The sequence below is a fragment of the Nocardia vaccinii NBRC 15922 genome (assembly GCF_001613305.1).
GTDB classification, from domain to species: Bacteria; Actinomycetota; Actinomycetes; order Mycobacteriales; family Mycobacteriaceae; genus Nocardia; species Nocardia vaccinii.
In genome coordinates this window covers 128,972-149,366 of the sequence record NZ_BDCC01000035.1, presented here as the reverse complement: position 1 = coordinate 149,366, position 20,395 = coordinate 128,972, and the positions used below count along the sequence as shown (strand labels likewise).

Sequence of the window (20,395 nt, the reverse complement as noted above, 5' to 3'; positions counted from 1 at the left end):
GGATCCTCGCTCTCACACCGATCGGTCGTCCAGGCCGATCAGTCGTCGTCGGATACCGACCAGGGCTGGGCCCGGTCCGGTTGCTCCTTGTTGCGCGCCGAGGGCGGATCGAACGACGCACGCTGGGGTTCGGGCACTTTCGCCTGGAGGTCCGGCAGATCCGCGACGATCGAGGACAGGCTCGGCAGCCGGGAACGGGTTTTGCGCACCGGCGCGATCAACTCCTCGGCCTGGCGGGCGACCGAGGCCGCGGCATCCTGTGCGGCTTCCAGTACCGCCGTGGCGATTTCGTCGTAGTCCAGATCGTCGATATCGTCGGCGAAGACGATGTCGATCGGCACTCCGTCGGCATTGCAGGTCACCTCGACCCGGCCCTCCTGGGCGGTGGCCGTGGCGACGAGTTCGGTGCGCTTACGCTGCGCATCCGCGATCGACCGGATGTGGGTGTTGACCGTATCCAGCAGATCGGCGAGATCGGCCTTGGCTCTCTCGTTACTCACAGGCTCTCTCGTTACTCACGACAGCGAAATCTCCTCGCGCGGAAACTCGTCCGAGTCTACCGGGTGATCGGGATCGGTTCAGTGCAGATTGAACTCGTAGGTGGCGTAACGGGGCTGCTCGGTGCCCGCGTCCTCCCACTGGTAGGTGTGCCGCCCGATGTGGCCCAGGCGGATCCGGGTATCGGCCATGACCCGGAACCCACTGCGGCGGGCGCGCTCACAGAACGCGTATTCCGCGCTCATGTACCAGTGGTCCTCGCCCTCGGGCAGGACCAGCGGCAGGAAGTACGGCACCGTGATGCGGTCGAACTGCTTGTTGCACACCGGAAGTTCCTCGTGCACGATCATCTGCTCGTAGACAGTGCGCTGGGTGTAGCAGAAACCCATTGGCGCATAACGGATCTCCAGCAGACCGCCGCCCTCGCCGAAGATGATGCGGGGCGTATCGGGAAGCAGTTTGCAGGCCAGTTCGCGCCGGCCCTTGCGCGGGTAGATCCCGCACACCATCGGAAGATCGTGCTCGCGCAACATATCCACCGCGTCGGCGTCGAAGCCGATGTCCGAATCGATCCACATCATCGCTTCGTAGTCGTCCAGCAGCGCGTCGGTCGCCATCTGACTGCGGCCCTGGTCGATCGCGGCGTACCGCGGTACGGCACGCACGTGGTAGCCGCGCGCTTCGAGTTGCCCCAGCCCTCGGGCACATTCGGGCTCCAGGTAGCCGCCGATCGGCACCAGCACGACACAGCGCGACGGGTCCATCGAAGTTCACTCCCTCGTCGAAGTATGCTCCCTGATCCCGCGCGACCCCACGCGGTCGCGGGAGATCGGAACGGGAGATCAGAAGTTGAAGGTGAAGCTGGCGAACCGTTCCTGGGAACTGCCCGCATCCTCCCAGCCGTAGGTCCGCCGCCCGATGTGACCCAACCGGATCTTGGTATCGGCGATGATGTCGTAACCGCACCGGCGGGCACGCTCGCAGAACGCGAAATCCTCACCCAGATACCAGAAGTTCTCGCCCACCGGAACGGCCATCGGCAGGAAGTACGGGACGACCGGGCGGCCGAAATGCTTGTTGCACGTCGGCAGTTGCTCGTGCTCCTGGATCTCGTCGTAGATGTGCCGCCGGGTGTGCAGGAATCCGGTGGCGGCGTATTTGATCTTGGCCAGGCCGCCGCCCTCGCCGAAGGTCAGCCGCTCGGTGCCCGGCTCGAGGTGGACGACCAGTTCGCGCTGCCCCTTCTTGGTGTAGATGCCGCAGGAGATCGGCAGGTCCAGGGTGCGCAGTTGGTTCACCGCCTCGGCCGGGAAGGACATGTCGGCGTCGATCCACATCAATTCTTCGAATCCGGCCGCGAGCGCGTCGGTGGCCATCTGGCTGCGGACCTGGTCGATACCGGAGGCGCCGTACAGCCGCCACACCGGATATCCCTGCTGTTCGAGCATGAAAAGACCACGCGCGCAATCGGGTTCGATACTATCGGCCACCGGGACCAGGATCACGCAGCGGGCGGGGTCCAGGCGTTCGCGAGCATCGGATGCGACCCAGAACGGCTCCAGCCGCGGCTTCGGCCCGCCCGGTGCGTCCGGATCGGCCGCGACCTCGCCGCGCACCCGCGGCTCGATGGGCGTCAGCCCCCTCGCATCGAGGAATCGCCGGTATTCGACGATCGCGAAATCCACGTCGGGGGCGTCGTCGTACGCCTCGGTCCCCTCGAGCTCCATGAGCCGGTCGAAGAGCTCGAGCTCCGCGTCCGTGGCGGGCTGCGGGATCGCCCGCGAGCGGACGTTGCGCACCGACGCGTGATCGATCACGGCGATATCGCGTTCGCCGAGCATGGTCGGCCACAGTGCCGCCAGGCCGAGTTCGGAGATTCTCGCGCCGAAATCCGATACGCAACGATTCAGGAATTCCCGGCTGAAGCAGGGGGCCGTGCCGCCGACGTAATTCGTGTACCGCAGCACCTGACCGGGAACGGCCCGGCTGATCTCGTGATCGACATAACTGTCGGGCGTGAGCGAGGGCTGAGCCAGTGCCAAGGAGTATTCGGCGCAGATATCGAACATCGCATTGATCGATGCCATATCGGTCTGGAGATCATCGTCCGGAATCCATATGTGATCGTACTGCTCGAGCGTATCGCCCAAGGTCCGTACCACGTGCTGCACCAGCGGCCATTTCCTGCCCTTGAAATCCATGCGCACCGCGTGAGGACTGCGGAAACGCTTCGCATTGGGACCGGTATAACTGACGATCAGATCCCAATTCCGATGGCCCGGACCGGTCATCCAGGACTCGTGCTGCGATATTTCGGTGGCTTGGACGATGACAAGGTTACGTCGCACAACGACAGTATTACATCGGTCGCCGAACTCCGCCCGTGCGCGTGCGAGCCCGGTGACGTCGGGAAACTCGGTCACGAATTCGGTCCGGACACCGGTAGTGCGCCGTCCGGTTCCGGCCGCGCCGCGGCATCGTCCCGCTCGTCCGGTGCCGCCTCCACTTGCTCGGCGTCCGGTTCCTTGGGCGGGTGCAGGTGGTAGGTGTAGGTGCTGTAGCGGGGCGAGTCCGTGCCGGCCTCCTCCCAGCTGTAGGAGTTACGCCCGATGTGGCCCAGGCGAATTCGGGTATCGGCCATGATCGCGAAACCGTTGCGCCGGGCCCGCTCGCAGAAGGCGAAGTCCTCGCCCAGATACCAGGGGTTCTCGCCGTCGTCGACGACCATCGGCAGGAAGTACGGCACGGTAGGGGTGCCGAACTGCCGGTTGCAGGTCGGAAGTTGTTCCGCCGCTTCGATCTTCTCGTATACGCAGCGCTTGGTGAGCAGGAATCCGGTTGCGGCGTATTTGATCTCCAGCACACCGCCGCCCTCGCCGAACACCAGCTGATCGGTTCCGCGCTCGAAGTGCACCACGAGCTCGCGCCTGCCCTTCTTCGCGTAGACCCCGCAGACCACGGGCAGATCCAGTGCGCGCAACCGGTTCACCGCGTCGACGGGGAAGTCGATGTCGGCATCGATCCACATCAGTTCCTCGAATCCGGCCGCGAGCGCGTCGGTGGCCATCTGACTGCGGGCCTGGTCGATCGCCGACGCGCCGTACAGCCGCCACACGGTGTATCCCTGCCGTTCGAGTTCGAACAGGCCACGGGCGCAATCGGGTTCGATCTTGTCCGCGACCGGGACCAGCACGACACAGCGCTTCGGGTCCAGTGCCTCCGGGGACGGGGCCTGCCACGCCAGGCGGCGGGCGGTCAGGCCCGGCGGTTCCGGAAAGCCGACCGGGATACCGCGATACATCACCTGCTGCTGGCGGACCACGCCCTTGCGGGCCATATAGGCTTCGTATTCCTGCCGCGGATCCTCCACCCCGGCCTCGCGCACCGCCGCGTACAGCGGACCGCTGCCCTGGGCCCGGCTGTGCCGCATCGGAACCGCGTCGAGGATGGCGATATCGCCCTCGCCGAGCATGGTCGTCCACACGTAGTCCATGCCCCAACCCGATTGGGTCTCACCGAATTCCGCGGCGGCGCGGCGCAGGAAGTCCCGGCTCAGACAGGGAGCCATGACCTCGGCGAAGTTGGTGTAGCGCAACGTGTATCGCGGATCGAGCCGGGTGATCGGGTGGACGATGGAACTGTCCGGGGTCAGCGCGGGCTGCGCCAGCGACAGCTGGTATTCGGCGCAGTAGTCGAACATCAGGTTGACCGCGGCGGTGTCCGCATCGATGTCGTCGTCCGGGAGCCAGACGTAGTCGTACTGGCCGACCAGCGTGGCCAGATTCTGGATGAGCTGCCCGAGCGGCGGCCATTTCGGGCCCTTGGCATCCACTCGCACCACGTCGGGCACCCGGTAGCGGTCCGGGTCGTCACCGAAGTAGCTGACGATCAGGTCCCAGTTCCGATCCACCGGCCCGGCCAGCCACTTCTCGTGCATCGACGTATCGCCGGCTCGGACAATGACAAGGTTGCGTCGCACCGCGTCAGTATTGCATCGTCCGGTCGGGCGTGCCCGCGGCCGTCGCGCGGCGAATGTCCTCGGACCAGCGGAATCGCCTGTCGCGGACGCGCCGGTATGCCGAGCCGGCGGGTGGGCTCGTCCTGTGCGCTATGTCACGTCGAGAGTCGTTGGCCGTCAAGACATCTCGTCGCCACTGTCGATTCGTCCAAAGTTCTCTGGAGGTTTCCCGGGCGCGGCGGCCGCGGCTCGCGGTCCCGTCATGTGACCGGAGATCGGCTGGGCAACTTCGGCATTGCGATGCGAAACCGACCGTGAACCGGCCATGATGAACGTTAACACTGGAAGCGGGACCAACGGTCCGGATTTTGCTGAGGGTGCGCCGGGATGAGGCTCTCGACGTGCGGCTCAGGGGGTTCGGCCGTAGCATTGATCCGTGGAGGTTGCCGATGAGCAATGAGCGATTGCAGGCCGATGCCGCGATGATGATGGAGGCGTTCGCCGAGCAAATGTCCGGCCTCGCTGAGATTCAGCGCAACCGGTCTCGGCTCACGGCCACGGTTACCGCGTGCGACAAGCGCATCGAGGTCACCGTCAACGCCGACGGCATCCTCATCGCGACCAAATTCGCCGACGACATCAAGGATCTGACCTACGAGGAGATCGCCACCGCGATGACCCAGTCGGTCCAGGCGGCCTCCGCCAAGGTACAGAAGATGGCCCGCGAACTCATGGAGCCGCTGCGCGAGCGCAAGGAGCGGTTGCCGAAGCTGTCCGAATTATTGGACGGTGCACCGGATCTCGGCGAGTTGATGCCGCTCGTCCCGCCCGCGTCGACCGCACCCCCCGACGCCCCCGAGCGGCGTCCCGAGGAGCAACCCGCGATGGTCTACGGTGACGTCGAGGACATTCGCCCACGCTCGATGATCAGCGACACCGACCGGTAGGTGCGGGTTGTGCCGTGAGCCTCTATCTGCCCCCCGAGCTCCGATGGCTGGGGTATGTCGCGGGAACCGAATGGCCCGATGGCGATGAAGACGCGATCTGGGCGGTCTCGCATATCTGGAAGGACGCCGCGCAGGGTCTGCGCGCGGTCATCCCCGAAGTGCAGTCCGCCAAGGGCGTAGCGGTCTCGGCCTACCCGCAGGGGACCGGCGGGGAGAACATCGCGAGCATGTTCGACCAGATCCTGCAGGGGGATTCCTCGCTGGAAACCCTTGCCAAATATATGGATTCGGTGGGCGACGCCGCCTTCGACATGGGTACCCAGGTCCAGGCCGCCAAACTCATGGTGATCATCTCGCTGATCATGCTGGCCATCGAGATCGCCTGGGCGTGGCTGTTCCCGCCGACCGCGCCCGCGGTGGAGGCCGCCGAGGTCAGCGCCACCCGCCTGGTGGTCCGATTCCTGGCGCGGATGATCGAGGATCAGATCGTCGCGCGAGTGCTGCGGATCTTCGGTGAGAAGTTCGCGAATCTGGCCAAGGGCTGGGTCGCGCGGATCCTGGAGTCCGCGCTCATCTCCGGCGGCGTCGACGCCGCCGTGCAACTGGGCCAGATGGCGGACGGTAAGCGAAAGAGCTTCAACGCCAAGGAGTTCGGCGTCGCGATGGCCGGTGGCGCCGGGGTGGGCGGGCTGAGCAAGACCTTCGGCAACTTCTTCGGCAAACAGTCCTCGAAGTTGTTCGGTGATATGACGAATCCGTGGATGCGCACCGGCCACGGCATCCTCGTCGGCGCGGCAGGCGGCGAATTCGGCAACGCGGTGACGAGTTTGGTGGCCGCGGGCATCACCGGTGACTGGGGCGACACCTTCGGCAACGGGGCGGGGTGGGCAGGCGGCGCGGTGCGCGGCGCCCTCGGCGGTGGGTTGGGCGGATACCGCGGCATCGTCGCGGCGCCAGGGTCCAAGAGTTTCGAGATCGGAACGTTCTCGCCGAAGGACGGTTTCGAGAATTCCTTCACTCGCGGCGGGGGAGAGGATTCCGGCTCGAGCTTCTTCGGCGGGTCCCGCGGCGGCGACGATACCCAGCCGACATTCTCCACCGGATACCGCAGCGGCAGTACGGAATTCGCGCCCGGCGTAACCAACGGCTCCAGGGGTGGGAGCTTCGGCGAGGAAGATCCCATCACGCAGAATCCCGCCACCGTCACCAACGGCAACAGCCGCGGCTTCGGCGCGGACGATTCGCTGCCGAACAACCAGAAGCCGACCACCCCGGCCGGGTCGACCCAGAGCAATTCACCGAACGAGACGAATTCCTCTGGCGGGCAACAGCATTCTGATTCATCGTCGAGCGAGTCCACGGGACTCGGCGTGGACGGCCGAACGCAGCCCTCGAACGGACCGGTGAATCAGTCGGGTTCGAAGTCGGATGTCACGGATGGCCCTGTCGTCCAGTCGGGTTCGAAGTCGGATGTGACCGATGGCCCGGTGATCCAGTCGAGTTCGAAAACCGACGTGACAGACGGCCCTGTCGTCCAGTCGGGTTCGAAGTCGGATGTCACGGACGGCCCTGCCATTCAGGCGGGTTCGAAGACCGAGGTCACCGATGGCCCGGTCACACAGTCGAGTTCGAAGACCGACGTCACCACCAACACCAGCAGCACCGGTAACCAGGCAGGTAGGGCGAGCACGTCCTCGACCGGGTCCAGCAGTACGCAGTCCTCGTCGATCAGATCGTCCACCACGACCGGGAGTACCGGTGACGGCACCACGGCGCGTCCGGTACTGCGTGTGAACACCGACCTGAACTCGTTCGCCCTCGCCCGTCAGGGCGACGGCGATGTGAGCCCGGTGTCGGACATCTCGCCGTGGAGCTCGGAAGACCTTTCGCCGGTGAGCCCGATCACCCCGAAGGCCACACCGTCCTTCTCCGGCGGATCGCAGTTCGGCTCCGACCTGTCGACCAATTCCAGTGCGGTGCGGCCGATTTCGTCCTCCGACACGAGTACGACCAGCAACAGTTCACCGATCCGGGCCGCGAACTCCACCGGGTCGGGTGATACGGGCGGCACCGGGACGCGCAACCCGATCGCGGCCTCGGTCAAGAACACGCCGGTCGGCTCGTCGGTGCAGGGCGGTTCGCGCTCGACGGTCAACCTGACCGGGGACGGCACCTCCACACCGACCCGGGTCACCGCGACTCCGGGAACCGGCTCGTCGAGTACCGGCAACTCCGGCGGTCGGTCCCTCGACGACGGCACGACCGGCACCACCCAGTCCGGCGGCGGTCGCGGCTCGAACGACGATCCGGTCACAACCGGCAACGGTCCGCGCGCCGGGGTCGGCGGCGGATCGAACCGGTCGGATCCGCCGTTGGCCCCCTACGGATCTCGGTCCGACGACGGCGGCTCGCACACCGAACCCGCCCCTGGGAGCAACCGCGGCGACTCGCAGGACAACGACAACCCCACCTGGAAGCGGAACAAGGACGGCAGCATCACCGTCCGCCTGCCGGACGGCACCGAGGTCCAGGTGCAGGACGGTTTCGTCTTCGTCGGCGTGCACGGCGGCGTCGAGGGCGGCGGATCCGCATCCCCGCACAACTTCGGGCGGGACGGTTCGGTGCGGATTCCGGGCTCGAACGGATCGAACGTCACCGTCAAGCCGAACGGCGAGACCGAGGTCAACTCCGCGAACGGCAAGAAGACCACCTACCGCCCCGACGGTACGAAGGTGGAATCCGAGCTGGGGCAACCGACCATCGTCACCCGGCCGGACGGCACCGAACACACCGTGCCGACCGACAGGCACAGCTGGACGAAGAACGACGACGGCACCATCACCGCCACCTCGCACGACGGCACCCGGCACACCGTCGACTCCGACGGCAACATCACGGTCGTCCGGCCGGGCGAGGACCACGGCATCTCGATCTCCGCGGATGGCGGGACGGTTCGGTTCGTCGGTGCGGACGGCCACGAAACCGGCACTCCCGCAGGCAAACCCGGCAAGGGTGCGGGCAAGTTCGAAGAGCAGACGTTCGGGCGCCCCGATCAGACCACGCACACCACACTGTCCGGCGGCGGGGTGCGCACCACCGGTCCGGACGGATCGACCACCACCGTGAAGCCGGATGGCACAACCGAATTCGGCTCGCCGTCGGGACAGCACACCATCCACACCCCGGACGGCGGCAAGGTCGAATTCGGTCCGGACCGCCCGACGATCGTCACCCATCCCGACGGCAGCACCCACATCGTGCAGACCGATCGCGGATCGTGGAACAAGAACTCCGACGGCGATCTGCTCGCCAGCTCCACCGACGGCACGACCCACCTGATCAAATCCGATGGCGGCCCGATTCTGGTGGGGCGCAGCGGAGATGATCCGCACCGCTTCACCATCCACCCGCCGGCGCCCCCGGACAAGCCCGGTTTCCTCAGCCGGATCACCCCGGGTTCCTCGACGCCGAAGACCAACGACCACAGCGTCGAATTCTTCGGCCGGAACGGGAAATCGGTCACGGTCGAGGTGCAGCCCAACGGAACGGTCAAGACCACCGCCTCCGACGGCTCGACGGTCACGATCAAGCGCAACGGTTCCGCCGACTTCGTCGCCGAGAACGGCACGAAGACCGGATTCGGTTCCAGTGGAAGGGAATCGGGCTCCAAGTCGGGCTGGCAGGGCAGCGTCGCGGCCTGGAACAAGAGCGGCGACGAAGTGCACATCACCGCACCGGACGGCACGCACTTCACCGTCGACAAGGACAAGAACATCACATTCGGGCATCCGGGTGATCCGCAGCGCACGATCACCATCGATCCCGATCGCTCGATCACCTTCGACCGGCCGGACACCACGACCCATGCGATCGGTCCGGACGGAACCGTGCGCACCGAAACCCCCGACGGCACCGTCACCACCATCAAGACCGACGGCACAACGCATTTCGAGCAGCCGGACGGCCACACCACGGTGTCCAAGCCGGACGGCACCGCGGTGCAGCAGGGCCCGGACTCCCCGACCGTGGTCGCGATGCACGACGGCACCGAGCAGACCCTGCACACCGACGGCGCGGTGACGGTGAAGGATCCGGACGGCACCACCCACTCGATCGGAGACGTATCGAATCCGTTCGGCGGGCGCAAGACCACGTATCCGGACGGTTCGACCACCACCGTGCCCAAGGCGCCGGAACCATCGGGACTCCAGGAACGGATGACCGGCCCGGAGCGGCAGCCGGTGACGCTCGACCGCCCCGACGGCACCGGGCTGCGGGTGGACCCGAAGGGCACGGTCAAGGTCACCGACCCGAATGGCACCACCTACGAGAAGGACGCCAAGGGCAAGGTCATCGTCACCGGGCCCGACGGGGAGGCGCTGAAGGGCGGCTCGCCCATCGAGTCGTTGCACGGGACCGTCAAGCTCTCCAACGGCGCGACGCTGGAGAACACCTCCAACGGGTTCAAGGTGTTCCACGGCGAGTCGGTGTCCGAGGTTGGCAAGGGTGGGGTGAAATTCACCGACCTGCAAGGCATTTCGCGCGAGACCAGGCCGGACGGGATGGTCGGGATCTCCGAGCCCGGCGGGTCGGTCCGGGAAATCCGCTCGGACGGTTCGGTGCGGGTCACCGAGAAGGACGGCACCTCCTCGGGCAGCCGGCCGGACGGCACCACCTGGACCGTCGACAAGAACGGGAAGGTGCACGTCAACGATCCGGAAGGGGTGAAGCAGCCGCCAGTGGACCGGGACAGCCCGTTCGTCGAGGGTGGCAGGCTGACCACCCCGTTCCGTTCACGGCTGGTGCTGCCCGCACCGCCGCCGGAACCGGTGGTGTTCGTGGCGCCGATGGGGCCGATGGCCATCCAGTTCATTCCGGAAGCCGATCTGGTGCCGCCACCCCCGCCGCCCCTGCTACCTCCGCCACCATATCCGCCGCCGCCGCCCTTCGTGCCGCCGCCGCCCTTCCAGCCGCCGCCGTTCCACTGGAATCCGCCGTGGACGAGCAACTGGGGTGGCGGTGGGTACGGCGGTGGTCACCACTCCGGTCCGGATCTGTCGGGCCTGGACGGAGCCGCGCGGCGAGCGGCCCGGGATCTGGCGGGCGTGTCGGGTCCCTCGTCGGCTGCCGCCCACCAGGCCGCCGCCCGCGCGGCGGCGGCTCACCAGGCCGCCGCCGCGGCCCAGCGGGCGGCGGCCGCGCACATCGCCGCGGGTCTGCGGGGATTGAACTCCGCGCAACTGGCCGGGCTGTCGAATCTGTCGAATCTGCCGGGACTTTCGAGCCTCGGCGGACTGTCCGGACTGTCGCCGTCGCAACTGTCGGGGCTGGCGGGTCTGTCGCACCTGTCGCCGTCGGCGATGTCGGATCTGCTCGGTTCGACGGGCGGCGGGCCGCTCGGCCTGGCGAGTTTGCTGTCCGGATTGAACGGTCCCGGCGGGCTGGCGGGTCTGAACAACATGCTTTCCGGGCTCAACGGCCTGTCCGGCCTGAACGGCCTGTCGGGACTCGGCGATCTGTCGGGGCTGGGCGGTCAGGGGTCCGCGGGCCCGGGTGCCGGAGGTTTGTCGGGCCTGTCGAATCTGCTGAACTCGGCCACACCGGCCCTGAACGCACTGCTCAACGCGCTCACCGGACAGAACGGCCTGCAATCGCTTTCGGGGCCCGGACTGCTGAATGCCTTGCAGCAGAACCCGCTCGGTTCGCAGGGCGGCTCGGGTTCCGGTGCGGACGGATCGTCCACGGGGTCGGGCAGTGACGGGACCGGATCACGAACGGACGGAACAGGTTCGGGAACGGACGGGACGGGCTCCGGTACGCATGGGACCGGACCCGGCACCGACGGAACAGGTTCCGGTACCGACGGGACGGGCTCCGGCACCGACGGAACGGGTTCCGGTACGGGCGGGGCGGGCTCCGGCACCGAGGGAACAGGTTCGGGCACCGACGGGACCGGCGACCAGCTGCCGGGGTCGCAATACGGAGCCGACGCGAACAAGTCGATGGCCGACGTCACCAGCGATGACGGCAGCAACGGTGCGCACCACGGTTCCCCTGGCTCGCTGGACGACGGGACGAGTTCCCCGGACCCGACGAACCAGAGCGATCCGACCACCCAGGACGATCCGACAACCCAGGGCCGGAACGGTTTCGACGACCAGAGCATGCCGAGCTCGGGTTCGGGATTCGGCGGTTCGGGTGGTATGGGTGGTATGGGCGGCGGTTCTGAGACGGCCGAATCCAAGGGCCCCAAGGACCGCAAGAAGGATCGCAAGAAGGACGATAGGCGAAAACGCAAGCGGCCCAAGGCGATCCTGATGCCCTCGCCGGACGAGGGAGTCGAGGTCGAAGGTCCCGAGGCCGATGTGGACGTCAAGTTCAACCTGGGTGAACCTCTGCTCCCGCAGGCGGGTTCCCGAGATCCGGACAAGCGGAAGGCGAAACCGAAGCCCAAGGTGATGCCGGTGACGACGATTTCCGAAGGCGAGCCGAAGGATTCCGGTGGCGAACCGAGGGCCCCGAGCACGAGTTACCGGGATTCCGATTAGGGCAGCCAGCCCGAAAAAACGTTAGTGACCTTGATGAGGGAGTAGGAAGCAGATGGCTGACGGCACCGGCACCAGCGGGAGCATCGGCACGACCACCGGCGGGCCCGGCGATACGACGCCGGCGGATACGACGGACTGGGGTAATCTCAACACTTGGGCCAACGCCAACCCGCCGAGCCTCGGACTCAACACCGACAAGGGGATGAGCGCCGACTTCCAGGTCTTCAAGGACAGTGCCGCGGCGATCCACGAGCTGATCAAGCAACTCGACTCGTACCACAAATACATCACCGACAACCAGCTGAACGCCATCAAGCCGATCACGAACTACGCGCTGGATCCGGCGGGTCCCGAGCTGACGAATATCTACAACCAGAAGGGCACCACGATCCTCACCGGGATCGAGGGCCTGCAGAAGATCCTGACGAATATGCAGGATACGTTCATCGGCGCCCTGAAGGCCTATCAGAAGGCCGAAGGCCAGACCGTCGATGACTTCACCAGTATCACCAACGCCGCGGTCAAGAGCGATCCGACGGTCAGCAACCCACCACCGGACCCGTCGAAGTTCTCGGTGGGCAACGGTGATATGCCGGACGCGCCGACAACGCCGCAGAACCATGACACCAGCCAGACGGTCCAGATCAACGACGCCAGCTCGTGGACTTACGACGACTTCTACTACTTCGACCGGTCGATGATCGGCAGTGACTGGAATACCGACGCCGCGAGTGTCCGCTATGGGTGGGTGGCCACGCAGATGGCGACCTCCTTCTCGAACGTGACCCAGCAGTTGTCGAAGATCACCGGCGACATGTGGACCGGCACGGGTGCGACGGCGGCCATGGCCGCGGTGCAGCGTTTCGAGACCGGCGCATTGGCGTTCAGTAACAGCATCAGCGAACTGGCCTCGGTCCTGAAGTACACCAGCGGCTTCCTCAAGGCCACATTCGATCAGATGCCCACCGACACCAGGGAAAATCAGTCCGGTTACGCCGACTGCACGATCAAGAAGTGGCGTCAGAAGGCTCTGGACGCGTACAACAACGACTACAAGGTCGGCATCCAGAACGCGATGAAGGCCCTGCCGTACATCACGGTCCTCGGCTCGGGCACCGGAAATACGAGTTCGAGCGGCTCGAACAGCAGTAGCACCAGTACCAGCGCGACCAACAGCGCCAGCACCAGTGCGACCGGCAGTACCAGCGGCAGCGGTTACGGCAGTGGCAGCGGCTATGGCAGTGGTTACGGCAGCGGCTACGGCAGCGGCGCTGACTCCGGCTACAGCGCAGGCTATTCGGCTGGTTACGGTGCCGGCTATTCGGCGGGCTATTCGGCTGGTTACGGTGCCGGATATTCCGCCGGTTACGCCACGGCGGCGGCCGCGGCGAGCAGTGGCGGCGCAGGCGGCTACGGCGGCGGTACCGGAGGTGGCACCGGCGGCGGCACCGGCGGTGGTGGCGTCGGCGGCAGTTACGGGGGCTACGGCGGCTCCAGCGGCGCCACAAGTGGTACGGGCGGTGGCACCGGTGGCGGTACCGGCGGCGGTATGGGCGGCGGCACCGCCGGTAGCTACGGCGGTACGGGCGGTGGTACCGGTGGTGGCACCGCCGGCAGCTACGGCGGCGCCGGTTCCAGCAACCCCTACGGCGCCTACAGCGGTGCCGGGGCGACCAGCGGCGCGGGCGCTGCCGGTGGCGGAGGTAGCTACGGCGGCACCGCGGGCGGCGGCGGCACGACCGCCGGTGGCGGTGGGACCTCGGCAGGCATGGGTTCGGCGTACATGGCCGGTTACTCCGCCGGACTCGCGGCCGCATCCGGCCTGGGCAGCGCGTACTCCGGAATCGGTGCGTACTCCGGAATCGGCGCGTCCGGACTCGGTTACGGCAGCGGTGCGTACGGCAGTGGCTACGGCAGCGGGTACGGCTCGTACGGTATGAGCGGTTCCGGCTACGCCGCCGGTTACAACGCGGGCTATTCGGCGGGCTACCTGGCCGCCGAACAGGCGCTGGGCATGTCGGGCGCGTCGCCGTTCAGCGCGCTGTCCGGACTGGACTCCCTGGGCAATACGCTCGGCGGTGCGCTCTCGGGCATTCTGCCCTCGCTCCTGGGCGCCGCGACCTCGGGTCTGGCCAATGTGCCCGGCATGTTGAACAACGCGTTGAGCAGCATCGGCCAGGGCCTCACCGACGCCGGGAACGCGCTCGGTGCGGCCGGGCACGACGTCTCCAATGCCGTTGGCGCGGCGCTGGATCCGAACGGTTCACCGGACGTATCGAAGCTGTTCCCCCGAGCGGCCGGTGGCAGTTCGCCGCTCACTCCCGACCACCAGTTCGACGCGTCCAATGCCGCCAACGGCCCGAGCATGCCGGGGATGCCCGGGCCGATGGGCGGTAGTCAGCAGGCCAACAGCAACAAGGAACACAAGCGAGCGAAGTACCTCGATGGCGCAACGAATCTCGATGAAATCCTCGATCCGGTCGACAAGGTCAGGCCGGTGATCGAGCCGTGACTGTGTCGTGGAACTTCACCGGTATCGAATTCCAGGTGCTCTGTGAGAAGTATCGAGGGGGTGAATTGCCTGACCCGCTGTTCTGGACGCTCGACGAGCATATGTCGATCGACAAGTCGGCAGCGCTGAAAGCCGATGTCTGGCAGGAACTCCGGGCGAAATGGGATCCGGCCTGGGACTCGATGATCGATGTCATGTGCGCACCGGAGATCTACATCCGCCTGCACGGCTGGGACGAGCGGGATATGGACAACGGGCAGAAGTGCATATACATCCATTTCGCGCGCAGTGGCGCACAGGCGTTCAAATTCGAGCAGAAGCCCGGAAAGACGTACTGGCACACCGATGGATACATCGTCACCGAATGCGATCCGCGCAGTCTGGCATCCGAGGTGGTCAAGGCCCTCCCGCCCACCGAGGCGGGCACCCTGCCCAGCACCCCGATCATCATCGATCCGGCGGAGCACGTCGGACACGGCGGCGGAAGTTTCTTCAAGGACGACGACGAGGACCCGCCCGCCGTCGCCTCCACGAAGTTCTTCAACCTGCCTGCCAGCAAGACCGGGACGTTGCGCGTCGTGCAGGGCCGTTCGAAGTTCGGCCCGCGCGGTATTCAGGAGACGAAGCTGCTCTGGCGCGATGTGATCGGCGACGGCCGCTACGTGATGAATATGGATGGTTCGCCGGTGGCCGTCGGAATCGGCCGCGCCGCGTTCGCCAACAAAATACAACAGCAGATCGACAATTTGATGGAGCGGCTCGATACCCATTGGGAGAGTGGACGTCCCGAGGATCGTTGGTGAGGCGGTCGCGGATGACGATCAGAAAGGAAGAGTTCGATGAGTAAACCGGTCGAAGTCGACACCACGAAACTGCGGCAGGCCGCGGGCACGATGAACGATGTCACCAGCCGGGTCACCACGGTCATCAACACTCTGAAGAACGGCCTGAACGCCAAGGGATATCCCTGGGGCCACGACCATTACGGCGACAAGTTCACCGAGGGCGACAGCGGCTACACCACCTCCAGCAAGAACCTGTTGGCAGGTGGGGACAATATGGTCGGCTCACTCGGCAAGTTCGGCACCGGTATGACCGATGCCGCGCAGAAGATGGACGATATGGACCACTAGTTCCGGTCGGGCCGGCCGGCGATCATCGCGTCCGGCCCCCGGGAAGTGTGGTCTTGCCTTTCGGCGTCGGGCGGATTTCGGTTCCGAATGGTCTCGGCCGCGGCGGTTTTCGAAATATTGGCTCGTCGTTCACGTCGATCGGCGATACGGTTGAATAGCGTGACGGTTGGTGACACGGCATGATTACGCGTGTCCGTGATGAGGCAGGCCGTTGCGGCACTCAGGAGGGTTCGAGCACATGACCGATCCGCACCAGGAGCCCCCGAAGGGCCAGGACGCCCCGGATGTCACCTTCAGCCTGGGCGGTCTCCTGGGTGGGGATGCGCCGGGCGACGCCGCGGTCCCGGCCGCGGGACCGCCCGCCGCCGCGGGTGCGAGTGCCGCGCCGACGCCGCAGGCCGCTGCCGAAGCGCCCCTGGACATCTCGCTCGTGGACGAGGAGGCGCCCGCCGCGCCGCAGCCCGCTGCCGAGGAACCCTCCTCCATCGAGCAGCAGGCGACCGAGCTCGCGCACACCATCGCCCGCGAACTCGCGGTCGCCGGGCCGGAGGGCTGGAAGCGGCTCGAGGCGTACTTCGCCATCACCGTCGCGGGCGGGGTGACCTACACCCTGTACTACGACGACGCGGATCGGGTGGCCCGGCGCGAACCGTCCTCGGAGATCCTCGACGTGGTGCAGATGCAGCGCGAGGTTTCCGCGCAGCTCGGCGACGGCCCGTGGTGGCGGATGGAGATCCGGCTCGACGTCGCCGGTCACATCGAGGCCGATTACGACTATGGCGACGAGCCGTTTCCCGAGGATCAGATGTTGGTCCCCGACGCGTATCTGGCCGATTTGCAGGCCTTTCCGCGTGAGCGGGTGCCGGTGTGGTTGGCCGCGTACGTCGGTCACGACAACCGGCAGTGGCGTTCGCCGCAGCAGGCCGCGCAGAACACCCGCGCGGATCGGGAGGCGGGCGTCGTCCCGGTCCCGTCGTACGACGATTTCCCTGTGCTGCCGGTGTTCTGGTCGCGCTGGGCCACGATCGCCGCGGCCTTCGTCGCGATCGGCTCGGACTGGGGGCCGCGGGTGCTGCCCGCGCTGGGCGTTTTCGAGGGCGCCTCGCGCAGCGGCTCGACGCTGTACATCCTGCCGGGCGGGCGCGCGGTGCTGTCCGGTGGCGTCTGGGACGCACCCGCGCTGGATGCCGCCTACAACGATGGCGAACCGATGCCGGACCTGTATTCCGGTGCGCCGGAATGGGTTGCGAATCAGGTCCTGAACCCGCGCGCGGCGCGCGGTCTGATGTCGTTCTGCTACTGGTGGGATCGCGACAGGTGGTACCGCGGCGAATCGCCGACCTCCGATCAGATCAGCGCCGCGATTCCCGGCGTGTGGTCCGCCGATACGGTCGCCGACGTGCTGTGCGGCGTGGTGAGCAACGATCCGAGCAGCAAACAGCGCACTGCCGCAATGAATTTGGTGTCCGCCGCCGAGGCCGGCGTGGTCACCCGCGAAACCCTCACCGCCCTGTTCGACGACCCCGCCGATGATATCGACGGCGCGCTCTACCAGCTGTCGCTGGCGGGCCTGGTGGCCGACGATCCCGTCGCGCTGTCCGAGGATCGGGCCATCGCCCTGGTGCGCGAGCACATCCTGAGCCTCGACATCGACACCACCAACTACCCGGTCGAAGATCTCGTCGCCGAGCGCCTGAACGTCGGCTGGATGGTCTTCGTCCCGGTCCCCGAGGGCGAGATCGCCATCGGCCGCGCGATCTTCTACATCGCCGACGACGGAGTGATCGAACAGTCGTCCTCGTCCACAGCGCCGTCGGTGTACGCGACGGGTTTCGAGGAGCGTTTCCACCAGCGGCAAACCGGTGCGGCAGCCGATTTCACAGTCTGAGACACTGGGACCCTCGGTCCTCTGGGGCCAGCGTCGGCCCAGAGGACCTTTCTCCGCTCGCCGCGCCGGGCTGCCGCACTAGTCACGGCGTTCGTCTTTTATGGCGCGGACCACCGTGGCCACCTCGATGTTCATCAGATCCACCAACTTCCGGGAATCGACACCATGTACAACCCGCGGGGTGTCGAAAGTGATCACGCAGCGGCCGTCGTCGACCAGATCGCGCAATTCGAGCATTCGATGCGTGATCCCGCGCGGTCCGAATCGCGATTTTCCCTGGATCACCTTGACCAGCGCCAGGGTGCTCACGGGAGTGGCGAAGAATCTTTTGGTCCGCTCCGCTCCGGACTCCTCGAAGGAATCGAATATTTCCGACTCGGCATAATCGTAATTCGGTGAATTGCGTTGCTGTGGATCGGCGCGCAATGCCAGGTTGGATATCTTGCTGGGTGAGACGTCGGGAAGTGCGCGCACGATCTCGTCGACCAGACCTATCGCGCTGCATTCGGTGACGATGAATCCGCCACTGTGCCAGATGGTTTCGCCGGGCAGCTGCCGGACGACATAGCCGCGATCACGCTTGCGTGCTCCGTATATGCGGATGCTGTGTTCCGGGTTTTCCGGGTCGCGGTCGTCCAAGGCGCGCAGTGTGATCTTGATATCCGGATCTGCGATCGCATCCAATGGCTCGCCGAATTCCGGATCCCCGGCCCGACGCAGCTCGTCGAGGGCCTCCCTTTTGGCTCGATCGAATTCGTCCGACCGGGATACGAAATATGACAGCGGAACGGGAAGATAGTCGTCTTGCACCGTTTCCCACAAGGCGATGAATTCGAATTCGTTGAATCGCCAGGCTCGGTTCATTTCTCGACGATGGGTTTGGCGACGACAGGCGCATCACCGAGTGCGGCGTCGAGCCATTCCTCGGAATCGAGGAAGTCCGCGCGTTTGCGCTCCTTGTCCTGTTGCCCGTTCCGTGCGCCCGCCGCGCCCATCGGGCCCATGCCCGGGGCGCCGTAACCCGTCGAGGACGCTGCGACCCCGGCCTTCGCCTCGCCGGCGAGGGTGGACTCGAGGTTCGCCGCAGTGGACGCGCGCGGGAACAGCTTGGACGATGCCACCGCCTCGCGACTCAGCTCCGACGCTTCGGTGCCGAGGCCGCCCCCCTTGCCGCCACCGCCGAGTCCGCTCTTGCCGAGACCACCCAGCGAACTGGCCATGTTTGCCAGCCCCGGCACGGAGGCCAAATCGCTGGCGACGTTCTCTGCGGCATTCTGCTGAGTGGCCGCTACCCCCTGCTGAAACAGCTGCTGACCTGTCTGCAGGAGTTGTTGCAGCCCCTGCTGAGCGGTCTGCAGCACTTGCTGCTGGGCTTCCTGTTGTTGCTGTTGCCGCTGGGCTTCCTGCTGCTTGGCCTTCGCTTCCTGTTGTTGCTGTTGCTGCTGGGCTTCCCGCTGCTTGGCCTCCTCTTCCTGTTGTTTTTGCTGCGCGGCTTGCTGTTTGGCTTCCTCTTCCTGCCGCTTCTGTTGCTCCTGTAGTTCTTTCTGGGTCGCCTGCGGGCTGGATGTCGATGTGCGCGCGTTGGGACTCGGGTTGGGATTCGGATTGGAGTTGGGATTCGGATTCGGGTTGGGGTTCGGGTTGGGGTTGGGGTTCGGGTTGGGATTCGGCTTGGCGGCAAGCGGATTCGTCGGCGCCGGAAGCTGGAACATCGCCGCGGAGGCGGTGTTCAGTGCCGGTGTGTAGGTCCTGTCCATCAGATTCGCGGCAATGACGCGAGCATTGTCGTCGTTGATCTTGGTGAGAGTGTCGCCTCCCGGGTGGTCGGGGTCGACATCGTTGCACGCTATGGAAACCGGGCCGTCCAGCGTCGCCATCTGGCCACTGACCCAGCTGAGTGTCTGGCCGATCACGTTCATGTAGTCGGTCAACGGCTGCGTTGTGGCAACGTAGTTCGAGGTGGCTGCGGCGGCCGCCTCCTTGCCCTTGCCCTCCCAGTTCTTGCTGACCGTCGACATCTGCGACGAGAGATCGTTGAACGCCTCGGACAGTTCGGTCGATATACGACACCAAGCCCACGCCACGAACATATTGGTCTGCGCAGCTGGGGAGACGGAGCTGGCGAAATCCTTCATCTGCTGCTTCCAGCCGATCCCCATGCCGTGCTCGGGAAGGACCTGTATCGAATCAGCCGTCATACCGCCCTTGCCGTACTGCGCGATCTGCTCAGGTGTCGGCGGTTGGTCCTTGTACTTGTCGGTGCTCGACTCCTGGTCCTGTTCCTCCCCGAGGTAGGGATCCATCCAGTTCTTGCCGACAGTGGCGTCCAGGATGCTGCCGTAGTGTCGCGGGTCACGTGCCTTGATCTGGTACTTGTTCGGATCCGCCGACTTCGTGATGGTGGCGAACTGATTATCCGAATCGCTGTCGGCGCCTTGATAGGTCTTGTCCACCAGGACGAATGCCTCGCCGAGATCGGTCAACGCCTTTTCCTGGTCACCCAGAATAGTGTCGAGTTCGGTGCCGCGATTGGCGAATTTCTTTGTCAGAAGGATACTTTGGGGCAAGCTGCTGATATTGGTCGGCGCGCCCAGCTTGGAATCGCTCGCATCCTTGCGTGCGGCCTTGACCAAGGCCAGCACGTTCGCCACCACCCCAGCCAGCTGCTTACCTTGCCCGGCGGGCAGGGTAAGGCGATTGGAACCGTTCTTCGTCGATCCGTACTGACTCAGGGTTTGGCCCAGATCATCGCCAGCCACAGCAATCCTCCTCGTTGCCTCGACGTCTACGGATACATCCCCGCGCCTCGTATGCTCGAGGTAAGCCACAACAACTCGTCGTCCCCGTAGCATCAATCCTGGCATATCGCCGTGGTAATGGCCACGGGTTATGGGAGGGGACGACGAAACGG

The 20,395-nt window shown here is 65.8% G+C and carries 12 protein-coding genes; 6 read left to right on the top strand and 6 right to left on the bottom strand.

Annotated elements, in window-relative coordinates:
- Window positions 1–38 precede the first annotated feature (38 nt).
- The 4 genes from NV1_RS23575 to NV1_RS44955 all read right to left on the bottom strand — a co-directional run bounded on the left by NV1_RS23575 (window position 39) and on the right by NV1_RS44955 (window position 4,477).
- On the bottom strand, window positions 39–500 hold the full coding sequence (locus tag NV1_RS23575) for a YbaB/EbfC family nucleoid-associated protein (RefSeq protein WP_067895189.1): 462 nt from the start codon (window positions 498–500) through the stop codon (window positions 39–41).
- A gap of 78 nt (window positions 501–578) precedes the next feature.
- The gene (locus NV1_RS23570; RefSeq protein ID WP_067895186.1) at window positions 579–1,262 is read right to left on the bottom strand and encodes a hypothetical protein; all 684 of its coding nucleotides are present in this window, start codon (window positions 1,260–1,262) and stop codon (window positions 579–581) included.
- A 78-nt stretch (window positions 1,263–1,340) separates the two neighbouring features.
- Complete coding sequence (locus tag NV1_RS45875) at window positions 1,341–2,846, bottom strand: glycosyltransferase family 2 protein (protein ID WP_245713880.1); 1,506 nt, start codon at window positions 2,844–2,846, stop codon at window positions 1,341–1,343.
- A 71-nt stretch (window positions 2,847–2,917) separates the two neighbouring features.
- Window positions 2,918–4,477 carry a hypothetical protein gene (locus NV1_RS44955; RefSeq protein WP_174557471.1) on the bottom strand — a complete coding sequence of 520 codons (1,560 nt, stop codon included), beginning with the start codon at window positions 4,475–4,477 and terminating at the stop codon, window positions 2,918–2,920.
- A gap of 428 nt (window positions 4,478–4,905) precedes the next feature.
- On the opposite strand from NV1_RS44955, the gene NV1_RS23555 reads away from it, so the two are divergent.
- The 6 genes from NV1_RS23555 to NV1_RS23530 all read left to right on the top strand — a co-directional run bounded on the left by NV1_RS23555 (window position 4,906) and on the right by NV1_RS23530 (window position 17,484).
- Window positions 4,906–5,403 carry a YbaB/EbfC family nucleoid-associated protein gene (locus NV1_RS23555; RefSeq protein WP_084525689.1) on the top strand — a complete coding sequence of 166 codons (498 nt, stop codon included), beginning with the start codon at window positions 4,906–4,908 and terminating at the stop codon, window positions 5,401–5,403.
- A 14-nt stretch (window positions 5,404–5,417) separates the two neighbouring features.
- A complete protein-coding gene (locus NV1_RS43770; RefSeq protein WP_067895181.1) occupies window positions 5,418–11,951 on the top strand; it encodes a WXG100-like domain-containing protein in 6,534 nt (2,177 codons plus the stop codon).
- Between the two features lie 52 nt (window positions 11,952–12,003).
- Window positions 12,004–14,463, top strand: a complete 2,460-nt coding sequence (locus NV1_RS23545; RefSeq protein WP_067895178.1) for a hypothetical protein — start codon at window positions 12,004–12,006, stop codon at window positions 14,461–14,463.
- The gene (locus tag NV1_RS23540; protein ID WP_084525688.1) at window positions 14,460–15,266 is read left to right on the top strand and encodes an ESX secretion-associated protein EspG; all 807 of its coding nucleotides are present in this window, start codon (window positions 14,460–14,462) and stop codon (window positions 15,264–15,266) included. The genes NV1_RS23545 and NV1_RS23540 overlap by 4 nt, the downstream gene beginning before the upstream one ends.
- 36 nt (window positions 15,267–15,302) lie before the next feature.
- Window positions 15,303–15,596, top strand: coding sequence for a WXG100 family type VII secretion target (locus tag NV1_RS23535; protein WP_067895172.1), 294 nt, complete (start codon window positions 15,303–15,305; stop codon window positions 15,594–15,596).
- A 238-nt stretch (window positions 15,597–15,834) separates the two neighbouring features.
- Window positions 15,835–17,484, top strand: a complete 1,650-nt coding sequence (locus tag NV1_RS23530; RefSeq protein WP_067895170.1) for a hypothetical protein — start codon at window positions 15,835–15,837, stop codon at window positions 17,482–17,484.
- 78 nt (window positions 17,485–17,562) lie between these two features.
- Here NV1_RS23530 and NV1_RS23525 read toward each other — a convergent pair whose 3' ends face one another.
- Together NV1_RS23525 and NV1_RS43765 are read right to left on the bottom strand one after the other, a co-directional pair.
- Complete coding sequence (locus NV1_RS23525; RefSeq protein WP_067895167.1) at window positions 17,563–18,348, bottom strand: ESX secretion-associated protein EspG; 786 nt, start codon at window positions 18,346–18,348, stop codon at window positions 17,563–17,565.
- Window positions 18,345–20,243 carry a hypothetical protein gene (locus tag NV1_RS43765; RefSeq protein WP_067895164.1) on the bottom strand — a complete coding sequence of 633 codons (1,899 nt, stop codon included), beginning with the start codon at window positions 20,241–20,243 and terminating at the stop codon, window positions 18,345–18,347. Before NV1_RS43765 ends, NV1_RS23525 begins: the two co-directional genes overlap by 4 nt.
- Between the last annotated feature and the right edge of the window lie 152 nt (window positions 20,244–20,395).